Source organism: Micromonospora cabrerizensis, from assembly GCF_022230955.1.
Classification (GTDB): Bacteria; Actinomycetota; Actinomycetes; order Mycobacteriales; family Micromonosporaceae; genus Micromonospora; species Micromonospora cabrerizensis.
In genome coordinates this window covers 1-16,227 of the sequence record NZ_JAKKFI010000113.1, presented here as the reverse complement: position 1 = coordinate 16,227, position 16,227 = coordinate 1, and the positions used below count along the sequence as shown (strand labels likewise).

Annotated in this window: 15 protein-coding genes; 14 read left to right on the top strand and 1 reads right to left on the bottom strand. The window is 71.8% G+C overall.

Annotated features, from left to right (window positions below; translation table 11 throughout):
* Positions 1-36: 36 nt before the first annotated feature.
* Positions 37-525 (bottom strand): transcriptional regulator BldD, encoded by a 489-nt coding sequence (gene bldD, locus LADH09A_RS29105; RefSeq protein ID WP_007458348.1) that lies wholly within the window; start codon positions 523-525, stop codon positions 37-39.
* A 289-nt stretch (positions 526-814) separates the two neighbouring features.
* Between bldD and pyrR the strand changes: the two genes are divergently transcribed.
* The 14 genes from pyrR to LADH09A_RS29035 all read left to right on the top strand — a co-directional run.
* Positions 815-1,399: a bifunctional pyr operon transcriptional regulator/uracil phosphoribosyltransferase PyrR gene (gene pyrR, locus LADH09A_RS29100; protein WP_238648875.1), complete on the top strand. Its 585-nt coding sequence runs from the start codon at positions 815-817 to the stop codon at positions 1,397-1,399.
* On the top strand, positions 1,396-2,322 hold the full coding sequence (locus tag LADH09A_RS29095) for an aspartate carbamoyltransferase catalytic subunit (protein ID WP_088947455.1): 927 nt from the start codon (positions 1,396-1,398) through the stop codon (positions 2,320-2,322). The genes pyrR and LADH09A_RS29095 overlap by 4 nt, the downstream gene beginning before the upstream one ends.
* On the top strand, positions 2,319-3,596 hold the full coding sequence (locus LADH09A_RS29090) for a dihydroorotase (protein ID WP_238648874.1): 1,278 nt from the start codon (positions 2,319-2,321) through the stop codon (positions 3,594-3,596). Before LADH09A_RS29095 ends, LADH09A_RS29090 begins: the two co-directional genes overlap by 4 nt.
* Positions 3,596-4,759 (top strand): glutamine-hydrolyzing carbamoyl-phosphate synthase small subunit, encoded by a 1,164-nt coding sequence (gene carA, locus LADH09A_RS29085; protein ID WP_238648873.1) that lies wholly within the window; start codon positions 3,596-3,598, stop codon positions 4,757-4,759. The genes LADH09A_RS29090 and carA overlap by 1 nt, the downstream gene beginning before the upstream one ends.
* Positions 4,752-8,099, top strand: coding sequence for a carbamoyl-phosphate synthase large subunit (carB, locus tag LADH09A_RS29080; RefSeq protein ID WP_238648872.1), 3,348 nt, complete (start codon positions 4,752-4,754; stop codon positions 8,097-8,099). The genes carA and carB overlap by 8 nt, the downstream gene beginning before the upstream one ends.
* On the top strand, positions 8,096-9,142 hold the full coding sequence (locus tag LADH09A_RS29075; RefSeq protein WP_238648871.1) for a quinone-dependent dihydroorotate dehydrogenase: 1,047 nt from the start codon (positions 8,096-8,098) through the stop codon (positions 9,140-9,142). The genes carB and LADH09A_RS29075 overlap by 4 nt, the downstream gene beginning before the upstream one ends.
* Positions 9,143-9,563: 421 nt before the next feature.
* The gene (locus LADH09A_RS29070; protein WP_238648870.1) at positions 9,564-10,838 is read left to right on the top strand and encodes an adenosylmethionine--8-amino-7-oxononanoate transaminase; all 1,275 of its coding nucleotides are present in this window, start codon (positions 9,564-9,566) and stop codon (positions 10,836-10,838) included.
* A gap of 69 nt (positions 10,839-10,907) precedes the next feature.
* The gene (gene pyrF / locus LADH09A_RS29065) at positions 10,908-11,744 is read left to right on the top strand and encodes an orotidine-5'-phosphate decarboxylase (RefSeq protein WP_238648869.1); all 837 of its coding nucleotides are present in this window, start codon (positions 10,908-10,910) and stop codon (positions 11,742-11,744) included.
* A 178-nt stretch (positions 11,745-11,922) separates the two neighbouring features.
* On the top strand, positions 11,923-12,240 hold the full coding sequence (gene mihF, locus LADH09A_RS29060) for an integration host factor, actinobacterial type (RefSeq protein WP_030335662.1): 318 nt from the start codon (positions 11,923-11,925) through the stop codon (positions 12,238-12,240).
* Positions 12,241-12,265: 25 nt separating this feature from the next.
* Positions 12,266-12,799: a nucleoside/nucleotide kinase family protein gene (locus LADH09A_RS29055; RefSeq protein WP_238648868.1), complete on the top strand. Its 534-nt coding sequence runs from the start codon at positions 12,266-12,268 to the stop codon at positions 12,797-12,799.
* 64 nt (positions 12,800-12,863) lie between these two features.
* Positions 12,864-13,127 carry a DNA-directed RNA polymerase subunit omega gene (rpoZ, locus tag LADH09A_RS29050; protein WP_030335666.1) on the top strand — a complete coding sequence of 88 codons (264 nt, stop codon included), beginning with the start codon at positions 12,864-12,866 and terminating at the stop codon, positions 13,125-13,127.
* Positions 13,128-13,141: 14 nt separating this feature from the next.
* Positions 13,142-14,350 carry a bifunctional phosphopantothenoylcysteine decarboxylase/phosphopantothenate--cysteine ligase CoaBC gene (gene coaBC, locus LADH09A_RS29045; RefSeq protein WP_238648867.1) on the top strand — a complete coding sequence of 403 codons (1,209 nt, stop codon included), beginning with the start codon at positions 13,142-13,144 and terminating at the stop codon, positions 14,348-14,350.
* Positions 14,351-14,437: 87 nt separating this feature from the next.
* On the top strand, positions 14,438-15,631 hold the full coding sequence (gene metK / locus LADH09A_RS29040; RefSeq protein WP_238648866.1) for a methionine adenosyltransferase: 1,194 nt from the start codon (positions 14,438-14,440) through the stop codon (positions 15,629-15,631).
* Positions 15,632-15,690: 59 nt separating this feature from the next.
* On the top strand, positions 15,691-16,227 hold a 537-nt coding region (locus LADH09A_RS29035; RefSeq protein ID WP_504854037.1), incomplete at its 3' end, for a primosomal protein N' family DNA-binding protein.

The following is a 16,227-nucleotide window of genomic DNA, read 5'->3' as shown; positions in this document are numbered from 1 at the left end:
CCGATCGGCACGGGCCCTTTCGGGTGTTGCGACAGCTCAGGAGGCGAAGAACGCCCGGGGGTCGGCCACCAGCACACCGTGCTCGGTGAGCCGCTCGATCAGGCCCGACGGTGAGGCGTCGTACACGATCGCGAGCGCCCGCAGGTCGTCGGCGCGGATGGAGAGCACCCGACCGTTGTAGTCGCCGCGTTGCTGCTGGATGGCGCGGGCGTAGCGCGCGACGTAGGCCAGGTCCTCGGAGGCCTCGTCGTAGAGCCGCTCCAGGTCCAGGACGATCTTGCTGGTGGGCTCGTGACGGACACCACTGCCGTCAGGCAGCAGCTCCGAGACGGGGACACGGTAGAACTCGGCCAACTCGGCCAGACGGGAAACCGTCACGGCCCGGTCGCCACGCTCGTACGAGCCGACCACCACGGCCTTCCACCGCCCGTTCGACTTCTCCTCCACACCCTGCAGGGAGAGACCCTGCTGTTGGCGGATGGAGCGCAGGCGGGCGCCCAGAGACTTGGCGTATTCAGAGGGCATTCGGACACTCCCAGTGCTGCTCGGGGTTCTCCCGTCGATCGCTACGGAGCGTGACGGTACGGGGAATGGGACACCTGGTCAAGTGGTCGTGACCCTACCGTTGGGGAGCGTCCGGGAAGTTATCCCCCTTTCGTGGTCCTGATCCGGTGGTCAGCGGCCGCCGTCCATCGGACCGGTGACCACTGGTAACGTGGCGTGAAGCCCCGGCCCAGGTCCGCTCTGCGGTCCGGCCGGAGGTGCCCGACATCCTTTAACGACCCGTCCAGTGAGGCGGGGAAGGAGGTCCGCCGTGGCATACCCACCGGCTGCCCGCTCGTCACCACCGCGACAACCCTCGGTGAAGGTGATCCTCGCCAGCGCCGACGTGCAGCGCGTGGTCGACCGCATCGCCCACCAGATCCTGGAGAAGACCCAGGGCGCCGCCGACACGGTGCTCCTTGGGATTCCCACCAGGGGGACCCCCCTCGCTCGGCGGCTCGCCGACCGGATCAGCACCTTCGAGGACGTCGCCGTTCCCGTCGGTGTGCTCGACATCACCCTCTACCGCGACGACCTGCGCCGGCACGCCACCCGTGCGATCGGCCCGACCGAGCTGCCGCCCGGCGGCATCGACGGCAAGCGGGTCATCCTCGTCGACGACGTGCTGTTCTCCGGCCGCACCGTCCGGGCCGCGCTCGACGCGCTCAACGACGTGGGCCGCCCGGCGTCGGTGCAACTCGCCGTCCTGGTCGACCGCGGCCACCGGGAGCTGCCGATCCGCGCCGACTACGTCGGCAAGAACATCCCGACCTCGCTCGCCGAGAGCGTGAAGGTGACGCTCGCCGAGATCGACGGGACGGACGAGGTCAAGCTCTACGGGGGACCCACCTCATGATCAAGCATCTGCTCTCCGGCGCCGACCTGGACGCCGCGACCGCCACCGAGATCCTGGACACCGCCGCCGAGATGGCCACCGTCGCCGGCCGGGAGATCAAGAAACTGCCCGCGCTGCGCGGCCGCACCGTGGTGAACCTCTTCTACGAGGACTCCACCCGCACCCGGATCTCCTTCGAGGCGGCGGCGAAGCGGCTCAGCGCCGACGTGATCAACTTTTCCGCCAAGGGGTCCAGCGTCACCAAGGGCGAGAGCCTGAAGGACACCGCGCTGACCCTGCAGGCCATGGGCGCCGACGCCGTCGTCGTCCGGCACCCGGCCTCCGGCGCGCCGCACCGACTGGCCAACTGGGTCGACGGGTCGGTCGTCAACGCCGGTGACGGCACCCACGAGCACCCCACCCAGGCGCTGCTGGACGCGTACACCATGCGATCCCGGCTGGGCCGGTTGGCCGGCCTGTCGGTCGCGGTGGTCGGGGACGTCCTGCACTCCCGGGTCGCCCGCTCCAACGTGCTGCTGCTCTCCACCCTCGGCGCCAAGGTCACCCTGGTCGGCCCGCCGACCCTGATCCCCGTCGACATCGCCGGAGCATTGGCCCCGGCCACCGACGTCTCCTACGACCTCGACTCGGTGCTGCCCAACGTCGACGTGGTGATGATGCTGCGGGTGCAGCGGGAGCGGATGAACGACTCCTACTTCCCCTCCGCCCGCGAGTACGCCCGCCGCTACGGCCTGGACGGCCCGCGGATGCGGCGGCTACCGGAGCACGCGATCGTCATGCACCCCGGCCCGATGAACCGGGGGATGGAGATCACCCCCGAGGTCGCCGACTCACCCCGCTCCACCATCGTCGAACAGGTCACCAACGGGGTCTCCGTGCGGATGGCCGTCCTTTACCTGCTGCTCGGAGGGAACAACCGGTGAGCGCGTACCTGATCACCAGCGTGAGTGTCGTCGGCGGCCCGCCGACCGACCTGCTGATCCGCGACGGCGTGGTGGCCGAGGTCGGCGCCGGCCTGTCCGCGCCGGACGCCACCACCGTCGACGGCACCGGGCTGGTCGCCCTGCCCGGCCTCGTCGACCTGCACACCCACCTGCGCGAGCCCGGCCGGGAGGACGCCGAGACCGTCGAGTCCGGGTCCCGCGCGGCGGCGATGGGTGGCTACACGGCGGTCTGCGCGATGGCCAACACCTCACCGGTCGCGGACACCGCCGGCGTGGTCGAGCAGGTCTGGCGGCTCGGCCGGGAGGCCGGGCTGGTCGACGTGCAGCCGATCGGCGCGGTCACCGTCGGGCTCGCCGGCGAGCGGCTGGCCGAGCTGGGCGCGATGGCCGACTCCGCCGCCCGGGTGCGGATCTTCTCCGACGACGGGCACTGCGTCGCCGACCCCAAGCTGATGCGCCGGGCCCTGGAGTACGTCAAGGCGTTCGACGGGATCATCGCCCAGCACGCCGAGGAGCCCCGGCTCACCGAGGGCGCTCAGATGCACGAGGGTGAGGTCTCCACCCGGCTCGGGCTGATCGGCTGGCCGGCGGTCGCCGAGGAGGCGATCATCGCCCGAGACGTGCTGCTCGCCGAGCACGTCGGCAGCCGACTGCACGTCTGCCACGTCTCCACCGCCGGCAGCGTCGAGGTGCTGCGCCAGGCGAAGACCCGTGGGGTACGCGTCACCGCCGAGGTCACCCCGCACCACCTGCTGCTCACCGACGAGCGGGCGGAGAGCTACGACCCCGTCTTCAAGGTCAACCCGCCGCTGCGGACGGCCGCGGACATCGCCGCGCTGCGTGCCGCGCTCGCCGACGGTGTCATCGACGTGATCGCCACCGACCACGCCCCGCACGCCGTGGAGGACAAGGAGTGCGAGTGGGCGTACGCCCGGCCGGGGATGCTCGGCCTGGAGACGGCCCTGTCCATCGCGCTCGACGTGCTCGGCCCCGAGTGGGACCTGATCGCCGAGCGGATGTCGCGCACCCCCGCCCGGATCGCGGGGCTGACCGGGCACGGCGTCGACCCGGCACCCGGTGTGCCGGCCAACCTGACCCTGATCGACCCGGCCGCCCGCCGCACCATCGAGCCGGCGGAACTGGCCAGTCGCAGTCGCAACACCCCGTACGCCCGCATGACGCTGCCGGGTCGCATCGTGGCGACCTTCCTGCGTGGCGAGCCGACGGTCCTGGACGGAAAGGCTGTCAAGTAATGGTCAAGCGCAGGCCCGCGATCCTCGTGCTCGAGGACGGGCGCACGTTCCCCGGTGAGGCGTACGGCAGCGTCGGGGAGACCTTCGGCGAGGCGGTCTTCAACACCGGCATGACCGGTTACCAGGAGACGCTCACCGACCCGTCGTACCACCGGCAGGTCGTGGTGCAGACCGCGCCGCACATCGGCAACACCGGCGTCAACGGCGAGGACGACGAGTCCGGCCGGATCTGGGTGGCCGGCTACGTCGTGCGCGACCCGGCCCGGATCGGCTCGAACTGGCGCGCCACCGGTGGCCTCGAGGACCGCCTCGCCACCGAGGGTGTGGTGGGCATCAGTGGCGTGGACACCCGGGCGCTGACCCGGCACCTGCGCGAGCGTGGCGCCATGCGGGTGGGCATCTCCAGCGTCGACAACGACCCGCAGAGCCTGCTGGCCCGCGTCCGCCAGGCGCCGCAGATGGTCGGCGCGGACCTGTCCGCCGAGGTGACCACCGCCCAGCCGTACGTCGTCGAGGCTCTCGGCGAGCACCGGTTCACCGTGGCGGCCCTCGACCTGGGCATCAAGCGCAACGTGCCGCGCCGGCTCGCCACCCGCGGGGTGACCACCCACGTGCTGCCGGCCTCGTCGAGCATCGACGACCTGCTGGCCACCGGCGCCGACGCGATCTTCCTGTCACCCGGTCCGGGTGACCCGGGCACCGCCGACGCCCCGGTGGCGCTGGCCCGGGAGGCGCTGCGGCGGGAGGTGCCGTTGTTCGGCATCTGCTTCGGCAGCCAGATCCTCGGCCGGGCGCTCGGCTTCGGCACCTACAAGCTGGGCTACGGCCACCGGGGGATCAACCAGCCGGTGCTCGACCGGGTCACCGGCAAGGTCGAGGTGACCAGCCACAACCACGGCTTCGCGGTCCAGGTGCCGGGCGTGGTCGGTGGCGCTGTCGTCCCCGACCAGGTGATCGACACCGACTTCGGCGGCGTCCAGGTGTCGCACGTCTGCCTCAATGACAACGTGGTCGAGGGGCTGCGGGCCGTGGACGTGCCCGCGTTCACGGTGCAGTACCACCCGGAGGCGGCGGCCGGCCCGCACGACGCCGACTACCTCTTCGACCGATTCGCCGACTTGATCGAGGGTCGGAACCACAGCAGGGGGCGTAGCAATGCCTAAGCGGACCGATCTCAAGCACATCCTGGTGATCGGCTCCGGGCCGATCGTCATCGGGCAGGCCTGCGAGTTCGACTACTCCGGCACCCAGGCGTGCCGGGTGCTGCGCAGTGAGGGGATCCGGGTCAGCCTGGTCAACTCCAACCCGGCGACGATCATGACCGACCCGGAGTTCGCCGACGCCACCTACGTCGAGCCGATCACCCCGGAGTTCGTGGAGCTGGTCATCGCCAAGGAACGCCCCGACGCGATCCTGGCGACCCTCGGCGGGCAGACCGCGCTCAACACGGCCGTCGCCCTGCACGAGGCCGGCGTCCTGGAGAAGTACGGCGTGGAGTTGATCGGCGCGAACATCGACGCGATCAACCGGGGCGAGGACCGGCAGCTGTTCAAGGACATCGTGGCGAAGGCCGGTGTCCGCCTGGGCGTCGAGGACCCGACCGGGCTGGTGCCCCGTTCCCGGGTCTGCCACTCGATGGACGAGGTCGAGGCGACCGTCGCCGAGCTGGGTCTGCCGGTGGTGATCCGGCCGTCGTTCACCATGGGCGGCCTGGGCTCCGGCATGGCGCACACCCCGGAGGACCTGGCCCGAATCGCCGGCGACGGCCTGTCGGCCAGCCCGGTGCACGAGGTGCTCATCGAGGAGAGCGTGCTCGGCTGGAAGGAGTACGAACTCGAGCTGATGCGTGACCGGCGCGACAACGTCGTGGTGGTCTGCTCGATCGAGAACATCGACCCGATGGGCGTGCACACCGGCGACAGCGTCACCGTGGCCCCGGCCATGACGCTCACCGACCGGGAGTACCAGCGCCTGCGTGACCTGGGCATCGCCGTGCTGCGCGAGGTCGGGGTAGACACCGGCGGCTGCAACATCCAGTTCGCGGTCAACCCGGCCGACGGCCGGATCGTCGTGATCGAGATGAACCCCCGGGTGTCGCGCTCCTCGGCGCTGGCCTCCAAGGCGACCGGCTTCCCGATCGCGAAGATCGCCGCGAAGCTGGCCATCGGTTACACCCTCGACGAGATCCCCAACGACATCACGTTGAAGACCCCGGCGGCGTTCGAGCCGACCCTGGACTACGTGGTGGTGAAGATCCCCCGGTTCGCGTTCGAGAAGTTCCCCGGCGCGGACCCGGAGCTGACCACCACGATGAAGTCGGTGGGCGAGGCGATGAGCCTCGGACGCAACTTCACCGAGGCGCTGAACAAGGCGATGCGCTCGATGGAAACCAGGTCGGCGGGTTTCTGGACCGTGCCCGACCCGGCCGGTGTCACGCTCGCGGACACGCTCGCCGCGCTGCGGATCCCGCACGACGGCCGGCTGTACACCGTCGAGCGGGCGCTGCGCCTCGGCGCGTCGATCGCCGAGGTCGCCGAGGCCTCCGGCGGCATCGACCCGTGGTTCCTGGACCAGATCGCCGCGCTGATCGAGCTGCGTACGGAGATCGTGGACGCGCCGGTGCTCGACGCCGACCTGTTGCGGGTGGCGAAGCGGGCCGGCCTGTCCGACCGGCAGCTCGCCGCGCTGCGCCCGGAGCTGGCCGCCGAGGACGGCGTACGGACCCTGCGGCACCGCCTCGACGTGCGCCCGGTCTACAAGACGGTGGACACCTGCGCCGCCGAGTTCGAGGCCACCACGCCGTACCACTACTCGACGTACGACCTGGAGACCGAGGTCGTGCCGTCGGACCGGCCGAAGGTGCTGATCCTGGGCTCCGGCCCGAACCGGATCGGGCAGGGCATCGAGTTCGACTACTCCTGCGTGCACGCCGTGCAGGCGTTGCGGGCGGCCGGCTACGAGACGGTCATGGTCAACTGCAACCCGGAGACGGTCTCGACCGACTACGACACCGCCGACCGGCTCTACTTCGAGCCGCTGACCTTCGAGGACGTCCTGGAGGTCTGGCACGCGGAGGACTCGTCCGGTCGGGCGGCCGGCGGGCCGGGCGTGGTCGGGGTGGTCGTGCAGCTCGGCGGGCAGACCCCGCTGGGCCTGGCGCAGCGGCTCAAGAACGCGGGCGTGCCCGTGGTCGGCACGTCCCCGGAGTCGATCCACCTGGCCGAGGAGCGGGGCGCGTTCGGCGCGGTGCTGGCCCGGGCCGGGCTGCGCGCGCCGGCGCACGGCATGGCCACGTCCTACGACGAGGCCAAGACGATCGCCGACGAGATCGGCTACCCGGTGCTGGTCCGGCCGTCGTACGTGCTGGGCGGGCGGGGCATGGAGATCGTCTACGACGACCCGACGCTGCGCGACTACATCGGACGGGCCACCGACATCTCGCCGGACCACCCGGTGCTGGTGGACCGGTTCCTCGACGACGCCATCGAGATCGACGTGGACGCGCTGTGCGACGCCGACGGCGAGGTCTACATCGGCGGCGTGATGGAGCACATCGAGGAGGCCGGCATCCACTCCGGCGACTCGTCCTGCGCGTTGCCGCCGATCACCCTCGCCGGCTCGCACCTGGCCGAGGTGCGCCGCTATACCGAGGCCATCGCGCGTGGCGTCGGCGTCCGTGGCCTGCTCAACGTGCAGTACGCGCTCAAGGACGACGTGCTCTACGTCCTGGAGGCCAACCCGCGGGCGTCGCGGACCGTTCCGTTCGTCTCCAAGGCGACGGCGGTGCCGCTGGCCAAGGCGGCGGCGCGGATCGCGCTCGGTGCGAGCATCGCCGAGCTGCGGGCCGAGGGCCTGCTGCCGGCGACCGGGGACGGGGGCACGATGCCCGCCGACGCGCCGATCGCGGTCAAGGAGGCGGTGCTGCCGTTCAAGCGCTTCCGGACCCGCGCCGGCAAGGGGATCGACTCGCTGCTCGGGCCGGAGATGAAGTCGACCGGTGAGGTGATGGGCATCGACACCAACTTCGGGCACGCGTTCGCCAAGAGCCAGTCGGCGGCGTACGGCTCGCTGCCGACCGCCGGGAAGATCTTCGTGTCGGTGGCCAACCGGGACAAGCGCGGCATGATCTTCCCGATCAAGCGGCTGGCAGATCTGGGCTTCGAGATCGTCGCGACCGCCGGCACGGCCGAGGTGCTGCGCCGGCACGGCATCGCCTGCGAGCAGATCCGTAAGCACTACCAGGCCGGTGAGGGCGACGACGCGGTGTCGTTGATCGGCGGCGGCCACGTGGCGCTGGTCATCAACACGCCGCAGGGCTCGGGTGCCAGCGCCCGCTCCGACGGCTACGAGATCCGCAGCGCGGCCGTCACCGCCGACATCCCCTGCATCACCACGGTTCCCGGCGCCGCCGCGGCCGTGATGGGCATCGAGGCGCGGATCCGCGGCGACATGCAGGTACGTCCCCTGCAGGACCTGCACGCCACCCTGCGGGCGGCCCAGTGACCCTGTTCGAGCGGGTGGTACGGCCCCAGTTGTTCCGGCTCGGCGGTGGGGACGCCGAGGTGGCGCACGAGTGGACACTGCGGCGGTTGCGGGCGCTCTCGCGGCGTCCGGTGGCGCTGGCGGCGCTGCGAGCCCGGTACGCGGTCGACGCGCCGCGCACGGTGTTCGGCGTGCGGTTCCCGAACCCGGTCGGGCTGGCCGCCGGGATGGACAAGGACGGCGCGGCGCTGCCGGCCTGGCCGGCGCTCGGCTTCGGTTTCGTCGAGGTCGGCACGGTCACCGCGCACGCCCAGCCGGGCAACCCACGGCCGCGGCTGTTCCGCCTGCCGGCCAGCGAGGCCGTGGTCAACCGGATGGGCTTCAACAACGCCGGGGCCGCCGCGCTGGCCGCCCGGCTGGCGGCGTTACCGCGCCCGCTCGGGGTGCCGCTGGGCATCTCGCTGGGCAAGTCCAAGGTGACTCCGCTCGACGAGGCGGTCGAGGACTACCTCGCCTCGTACCGGGCGCTGCGCGGGCACGGCGACTACTTCGCGGTGAACGTGTCCTCGCCGAACACGCCGGGGCTGCGCTCGTTGCAGGACCGCGCCCACCTGGACGCGCTGCTCGGCGCCCTGGTGGGTGAGAAGCCGGTGCTGGTGAAGATCGCGCCGGACCTGACCGAGGCGGCGATCGCCGAGCTGCTGGAGGTCTGCCTGGCCCGAGGGGCCGCCGGGGTGATCGCCACCAACACCACCCTGGCCCGGACCGGGCTGGCCACTGTGGACGCCGAGCGCGGCGCCCAGGTGGGTGGTCTCTCCGGTCGACCGCTGACCAGGCGGGCCCGCGACGTGGTCGCCTTCGTGCACTCCGAGACCGGTGGCCGGCTGCCGGTCGTCGGCGTCGGCGGGGTGCTGGACCCGGACGACGCGGCGCGGATGTTCGACGCCGGCGCCTCCCTGGTGCAGCTCTACACCGGCTTCATCTACCGGGGCCCGGCCCTGGTCCGCGCCACCGCCCGCGCGGCGGCCACCACGGCGGCACCGGACCCCGTCGCGGGCCGGTGACTGCCGGAGGTCCGGTGCTGGCCCGGCGCGACCGGCTGCCGAGCCCGCTGCGCGCCGAGGAGCCCACGCCTGCTGTGGCCCCTTTGCTCTGCACCCGTGGACGCACCACCCGGATCGCTGCCGGACACGGCGTCCCCGCCGGGGGCGCGACGCCCGGTCACCGGGTGTCGCGTCCGTGGGTGCAGAGCAAAGGCGGCGGAGGCGGGAGCGCGCCACCCGGTCACCGGGTGTCGCGTCCGTGGGTGCAGAGCAAAGGCGGCGGAGGCGGGAGCGCGACGCCCGGCCGCCGGGTGTCGCGTCCGTGGGTGCAGAGCAAAGGCGACGGACAGGGAAGCGGCGGCCGGCGAGGCGGCGACGGCGAGGTTCGACCCGGCCACAGGACGTCCGCCGTCCGGGCCGCTTGAGGCACGAAGGAGTACGCGTGACACCCGAGGAGATCCTGGCCGCCGACCGGGCGCACGTCTGGCACCCGTACGCCGCGTTGCCGCCGACGAACCCGCCGTACGTGGTGCGGAGCGCCGAGGGGGTACGACTGCGGCTGGCCGACGGGCGGGAGCTGGTGGACGGGATGTCGTCCTGGTGGGCGGCGATCCACGGGTACCGGCACCCGGTGCTGGACGCGGCGGTGACCGATCAGCTCGGCCGGATGAGTCACGTGATGTTCGGCGGGCTCACCCACGAACCCGCCGTGCAGCTCGCCCGGACCCTGGTCGAGCTGACCCCGGAGGGCCTGGAGCACGTGTTCCTGGCCGACTCCGGCTCCGTCAGCGTCGAGGTGGCCGTGAAGATGTGCCTGCAGTACCAGCGGGCCGTCGGGCAGCCGCAGCGACGCCGGCTGGCGACCTGGCGGGGCGGCTACCACGGCGACACGTTCCACCCGATGAGCGTCTGTGACCCGGAGGGCGGGATGCACCACCTCTGGGGTGACGTGCTGCCCCGGCAGGTGTTCGCCCCGGTCCCGCCGGGCGGCTTCGACGACCCTCCCGACGACGCGTACGTGGCGGCGTTGGTGGAGACCGTCGAGCGGTACGCCGACGAACTCGCCGCGGTGATCGTCGAGCCCGTCGTGCAGGGTGCCGGCGGGATGCGGTTCCACCACCCGGGTTACCTACGGGTGCTGCGCGAGGTGACCCGTGCCCACGGGGTGCTGCTGATCTTCGACGAGATCGCCACCGGGTTCGGCCGTACCGGTGCGATGTTCGCCGCCGAGCACGCCGGGGTGACCCCGGACGTGCTGTGCGTGGGCAAGGCGCTCACCGGGGGCTACCTGACGCTCGCGGCGACGCTCTGCACCCCGGAGGTCGCCCGTGGCATCTCCGCCGCCGGCGTGCTGGCGCACGGGCCCACGTTCATGGGCAACCCGTTGGCCTGCGCGGTGGCCAACGCCTCCATCGGGCTGCTGCGGGCCGGGGACTGGGCGGGGCAGGTCGCCAGGGTCGGCGCCGGTCTGCGTGCCGGCCTGGAGCCCCTGCGCGGCACGCCGGGCGTCGCCGACGTGCGGGTGCTCGGCGCGATCGGGGTGGTGCAGCTCGATCACGAGGTCGACCTCGGCGCGGCCACCAGGGCCGCAGCCGGGCAGGGGGTGTGGTTGCGCCCGTTCCGCGACCTGGTCTACACGATGCCGCCGTACGTGACCGACGACGCCGACGTGGCTCGGATCGCGGCCGGCGTCGCGGCGGCGGTGGCGGCCGGCTGAGCTGGCCGTGGTCGACGGGGTACCCGGGAGGCGGTCCGCCGCCCGGCAGGAGGAGAGAGGGAGTACCGGATGGAGAGCTTCGGAAGCCGGCTGCACCGGGCGGTCGACGAGCGGGGGCCGCTCTGTGTGGGCATCGACCCGCATCCCGGTCTACTGGCCCGCTGGGGTCTCGCCGACGACCTTCAGGGTCTTGACCGCTTCACCCAAACCGTCGTGGAAGCCCTCGGTGACCGGGTTGCGGTGGTCAAGCCTCAGTCGGCCTTTTTCGAGCGTTTCGGGTCCCACGGCGTGGCGATTCTTGAGTCAACTATCCGACAGTTACGGGATGCTGGCTCGCTCGTTCTCCTCGACGTCAAACGCGGTGACATCGGCTCGACGGTGAGCGCGTACGCCTCCGCCTACCTTGATCCATCCAGCCCGCTGTATGTCGACGCGGTCACCGCGAGCCCCTACCTCGGGGTCGGTTCGCTGGCGCCGATGTTCGAGCTGGCCGCCGAGCACGGCGGCGGGGTGTTCGTGCTGGCCCTCACCTCCAACCCCGAGGGCGCGGCCGTGCAGCGGGCCCGTACGGCCGACGGCCGCACCGTGGCGCAGACCGTGATCGACGAGATTTCCCAGCTCAACAGTGGTGCGACCCCACTCGGGAGTTTCGGTCTGGTGGTGGGGGCGACCATCGGTGACACCGGTCACGACCTCTCTGCCGTGGGGGGTCCGCTGCTCGCCCCGGGCCTCGGCGCGCAGGGTGCCGGGGCAGCCGATCTGCGTACCGTCTTCGGTTCGAGCCTGGGCTCGGTGCTCCCCTCGTACTCCCGCGAGGTGCTCTCGGCGGGCCCCGACGTCGCTGCCCTGCGGGCCGCCGCAGACCGGGTGTTGGCCGACTGTCGGGCCGTTCTGCCTGCCCGGTGACTGACTGATGGGTCGGTCACTGTGCGTTGATCATGGGGCCCCCACGTTGCCGAAAGCTCCGTTGACCGCTAGTTTTCCCCGCGCTGGGAACCACGGACCCCTTGGTTCACAGCGACACCACGTTTCACAGATGCGGCGGTGCGCCCCGCCCGCCGCGATAGGGACCTGAGGAGAACTGGTGCCGCTCCCGTCACTGACCCCCGAACAACGCGCTGCCGCGCTCGAGAAGGCCGCGGAGATCCGCAAGGCCCGTGCTCAGCTGAAGGAGCAGCTCAAGCAGGGCAAGACCACCCTCGGTGCTGTCCTTGAGCGCGCCGAGAGCGACGACGTCGTCGGCAAGCTCAAGGTTTCGGCCGTCCTGCAGGCCATGCCGGGTATCGGCAAGATCCGGGCTACCCAGATCATGGAGAAGCTCAAGATCGCCGACAGCCGTCGCCTGCGTGGCCTCGGCGAGCAGCAGCGCAAGGCACTGCTTGGAGAGTTCGCCGCCAACTGAACCTGGCAGCGTGTAGAAACAAGCAGTGAGCACGGATGACGAGGCGCGCCCGGCGGCTCGGCTCACTGTCCTGGCTGGACCTTCGGGTTCCGGCAGGGAGAGTGTCGTCGAGCTCGTCCGGGCGCGTTCTCCGTCCGTGTGGTTGCCGGTGCCGGCGACCACACGGCCGCGCCGGGAGTCGGAAATCGACGGCGTTGACCGCGTCTTCCTCGCCCCCGCCGAGTTCGATCGCCGACTCGTCGACGGCGAGCTGCTGGAGTGGTCCCGGATCGGCTCGTACCGCCGGGGGACCCCGTACCAACCGCTGCGCGCCCGGCTCGACGCCGGGCAGCCGGTGCTCCTCTCGCTCGACCTGCCCGGCGTCCCGCTGGTGCGTGCGCGCCTGCCCGATTCGCGGCTGGTGCTGCTGAGCCCACCCGGGTACCACCCCGACGCCGTGGTGGCGGCCGCCTTCGAGCACACGCTGACACACGACCTCACCGAGCGGGTGGCCGACGAGCTGGTAGGCTTACTCGGTTCTTCTTATCCGGATCCGACCTGGTCGCGAGTGCGCGGCTGACGGTCGGCCGCTGTTGAGACTCAGCACCGCGTCCGCGCGGCTCGAAAGACGCAGAGGTTAATTCGTGGGATCCATCGCCAACCCCGAAGGCATCACCAACCCGCCGATCGACGAGCTCCTCGAGAAGACGACGTCGAAGTACGCGCTGGTCATCTTCGCCGCCAAGCGCGCGCGCCAGGTCAACGCCTACTACAGCCAGCTCGGTGAGGGTCTGCTGGAGTACGTCGGCCCGCTCGTCGAGACCACCCCGCAGGAGAAGCCCCTCTCCATCGCCATGCGCGAGATCAACTCGGGCCTGCTCACCGCCGAGCCGACCGACCAGCCGTAAGCACTCGCCGGCCGATGTCCGCCTCGATCGTCCTCGGGGTCGGCGGCGGCATCGCCGCCTACAAGGCGTGTGAGCTGCTGCGACTCTTCACCGAATCAGGTCACCAGGTCCGTGTCGTGCCGACCGCGTCGGCGCTCCGGTTCGTCGGTGCGCCGACCTGGGCGGCACTCTCCGGCCAGCCGGTCGCCGACGACGTCTGGACCGACGTCCACGAGGTGCCGCACGTCCGACTCGGTCAGCAGGCCGATCTGGTGGTGGTCGCGCCGACCACCACCGACCTGCTGGCAAAGGCCGCGCACGGGCTCGCCGACGACCTGCTGACCAACACCCTGCTGACCGCCCGCTGCCCGGTGCTGCTGGCCCCGGCCATGCACACCGAGATGTGGGAGCACCCGGCCACCGTCGCCAACGTCGCCACGCTGCGCTCCCGGGGCGTCCGGGTCATCGAGCCCGCCGTCGGCCGGCTCACCGGCGTCGACACCGGCAAGGGGCGACTGCCCGACCCGGCGGAGATCTTCGCCGTCGCCCGCCAGGTGCTGGCCCGGGGCGACGTCGCCCCCACCGACCTGGCCGGCCGTCGGGTGGTCGTCACCGCGGGTGGCACCCGGGAGCCCCTGGACCCGGTCCGTTTCCTGGGCAACCGCTCCTCGGGCAAGCAGGGTTACGCGTTCGCCCGCGCCGCCGTGGCCCGGGGCGCCCGGGTCACCCTGATCGCGGCGAACGTCTCCCTGCCCGACCCCGCCGGCGTCGACCTGATCCGGGTGGGCACCACCGCCGAGCTGCGGGAGGCGACGGTGAAGGCCGCCGTCGACGCCGACGCGGTGGTGATGGCGGCGGCTCCGGCCGATTTCCGGCCCGCGACGTACGCGGCTGGCAAAATCAAGAAGTCGGACGATGGTGTCGCGCCCACCATCGAGCTCGTCACGAACCCCGACATCGCGGCGGAGCTCGGCCAGCGCAAGCGACCGGAGCAGCTGCTGGTGGTGTTCGCCGCCGAGACCGGCGACGCCGAGGCCAACGGCCGAGCGAAACTCGCCCGGAAGCGGGCCGACCTGATCGTGATCAACGAGGTTGGTCACGACAAGGTCTTCGGCGCCGACACCAACACGGTGACGGTCATCGGGGCGGACGGCTCGGTCAGCCGGCTTCCCGAGCAGGCCAAGGAGGCCGTGGCCGACACCGTCTGGGATCTCGTGGTGGCGCGGCTGCCCGGCAGTTCCTGACGGGTGGTAAACGGCGCGACCGATCCCGACACCGGCCGCAGTGGTGATTAGACTGCCGCGGAACGACCTCACACGCTTAGGAGTGCCGTGACACGCCGTCTCTTCACGTCCGAATCGGTCACGGAAGGCCACCCGGACAAGATCGCTGACCAGATCAGCGATGGCATCCTCGACGCGCTGCTGGCCGAGGACCCGCACAGCCGGGTCGCGGTGGAGACCATGATCACCACCGGCCAGGTGCACATCGCCGGTGAGGTGACCACCAAGGCGTACGCCGACATCCCGACGATCGTCCGCCGGACCATCCTCGACATCGGCTACGACTCGTCGAAGAAGGGCTTCGACGGCGCCTCCTGCGGGGTCAGCGTCTCCATCGGGGCGCAGTCCGAGGACATCGCGCAGGGCGTGGACAACGCCTTCGAGCTGCGTACCGGGGCGTCGGAGAGCGCGCTGGACGCGCAGGGCGCCGGCGACCAGGGCATGATGTTCGGCTTCGCCTGCTCGGAGACCCCCGAGCTGATGCCGCTGCCGATCGCCCTCGCCCACCGGCTGGCCCGCCGGCTCGCCGCGGTCCGCAAGGACGGCACGATCCCCTACCTGCGCCCGGACGGCAAGACCCAGGTCACCATCGAGTACGAGGGGCTGCGCCCGGTCCGGCTGAACACCGTGGTCGTGTCCAGCCAGCACGCCGCCGACATCTCGTTGGACTCGCTGCTCACCCCCGACGTGCGTGACCACGTCATCGCGCCGGAGCTGGAGAGCCTCGGGTTGGACACCGAGGGCTACCGGCTGCTGGTCAACCCGACCGGCCGCTTCGAGATCGGCGGCCCGATGGGTGACGCCGGCCTGACCGGTCGCAAGATCATCGTCGACACCTACGGCGGGTACGCCCGGCACGGCGGTGGCGCGTTCTCCGGCAAGGACCCGTCCAAGGTGGACCGCTCGGCCGCGTACGCCATGCGCTGGGTGGCCAAGAACGTGGTCGCCGCCGGCCTGGCCGAGCGGTGCGAGGCGCAGGTCGCCTACGCCATCGGCAAGGCGCACCCGGTGAGCCTGTTCATCGAGACGTTCGGCACCGAGACCGTGCCGGTCACCTCGATCGAGAAGGCCGTCACCGAGGTGTTCGACCTGCGCCCGGCCGCGATCATCCGGGACCTCAACCTGCTCCGCCCGATCTACCAGCAGACCGCTGCGTACGGCCACTTCGGCCGGGAGCTGCCGGATCTGACCTGGGAGAGCACCGACCGGGCCGCCGACCTCAAGTCGGCCGCGGGAGCCTGACCGCCACCAGGCGCAGCGACCGGCGACCCGCGGACGGGTCGCCGGTCGCGCGCGTCTGCGTGGATGTCGGACTGGCGCACCTGGACCGCCCGTTCGACTACCTGGTGCCGGCCGAGCTGGACGAGGTGGCGGTCCCCGGTACGCGGGTGAAGGTGCGCTTCGCCGGGCAGCTCGTCGACGGCTGGTTGCTGTCCCGGGCCGACGACTCCGGGCACACCGGTCGCCTCGCGTACCTGGAGAAGGTGGTCTCGCCGGAGCCGGTGCTGGCGCCCGAGGTCTCCCGGCTGGCCCGGGCGGTCGCCGACCGGTACGCGGGCAACCTCGCCGACGTGCTCCGGCTCGCCGTGCCGCCCCGGCACGCGCGGGTGGAGAAGGAGCCCCGCGACGACGAACCCGGCCCGACGGCCGTCACCGAGGCCGCGGCGGTCGACCCGCGCGGCTGGCGGGACTACCCGACCGGCCCCGCGCTGCTGCGCGCGCTCACCGACGGCCGGGCACCCCGCGCGGTCTGGTCGGCGCTGCCCGGCGAGGACTGGGCGGCCCGCTACGCCGACGCGGTGGCCGCCACCGTCGCCGGGGGCCGCGGCGCGGTCGTC

Coding starts and splice junctions, on each gene's coding strand:
- bldD (WP_007458348.1), bottom strand. CDS start 525: ATGCCCTCTGAATACGCCAAGTCTCTGGGCGCCCGCCTGCGCTCCATC.
- carB (WP_238648872.1), top strand. CDS start 4,752: ATGCCTAAGCGGACCGATCTCAAGCACATCCTGGTGATCGGCTCCGGG.
- coaBC (WP_238648867.1), top strand. CDS start 13,142: ATGTCCGCCTCGATCGTCCTCGGGGTCGGCGGCGGCATCGCCGCCTAC.
- pyrF (WP_238648869.1), top strand. CDS start 10,908: ATGGAGAGCTTCGGAAGCCGGCTGCACCGGGCGGTCGACGAGCGGGGG.
- carA (WP_238648873.1), top strand. CDS start 3,596: ATGGTCAAGCGCAGGCCCGCGATCCTCGTGCTCGAGGACGGGCGCACG.
- LADH09A_RS29095 (WP_088947455.1), top strand. CDS start 1,396: ATGATCAAGCATCTGCTCTCCGGCGCCGACCTGGACGCCGCGACCGCC.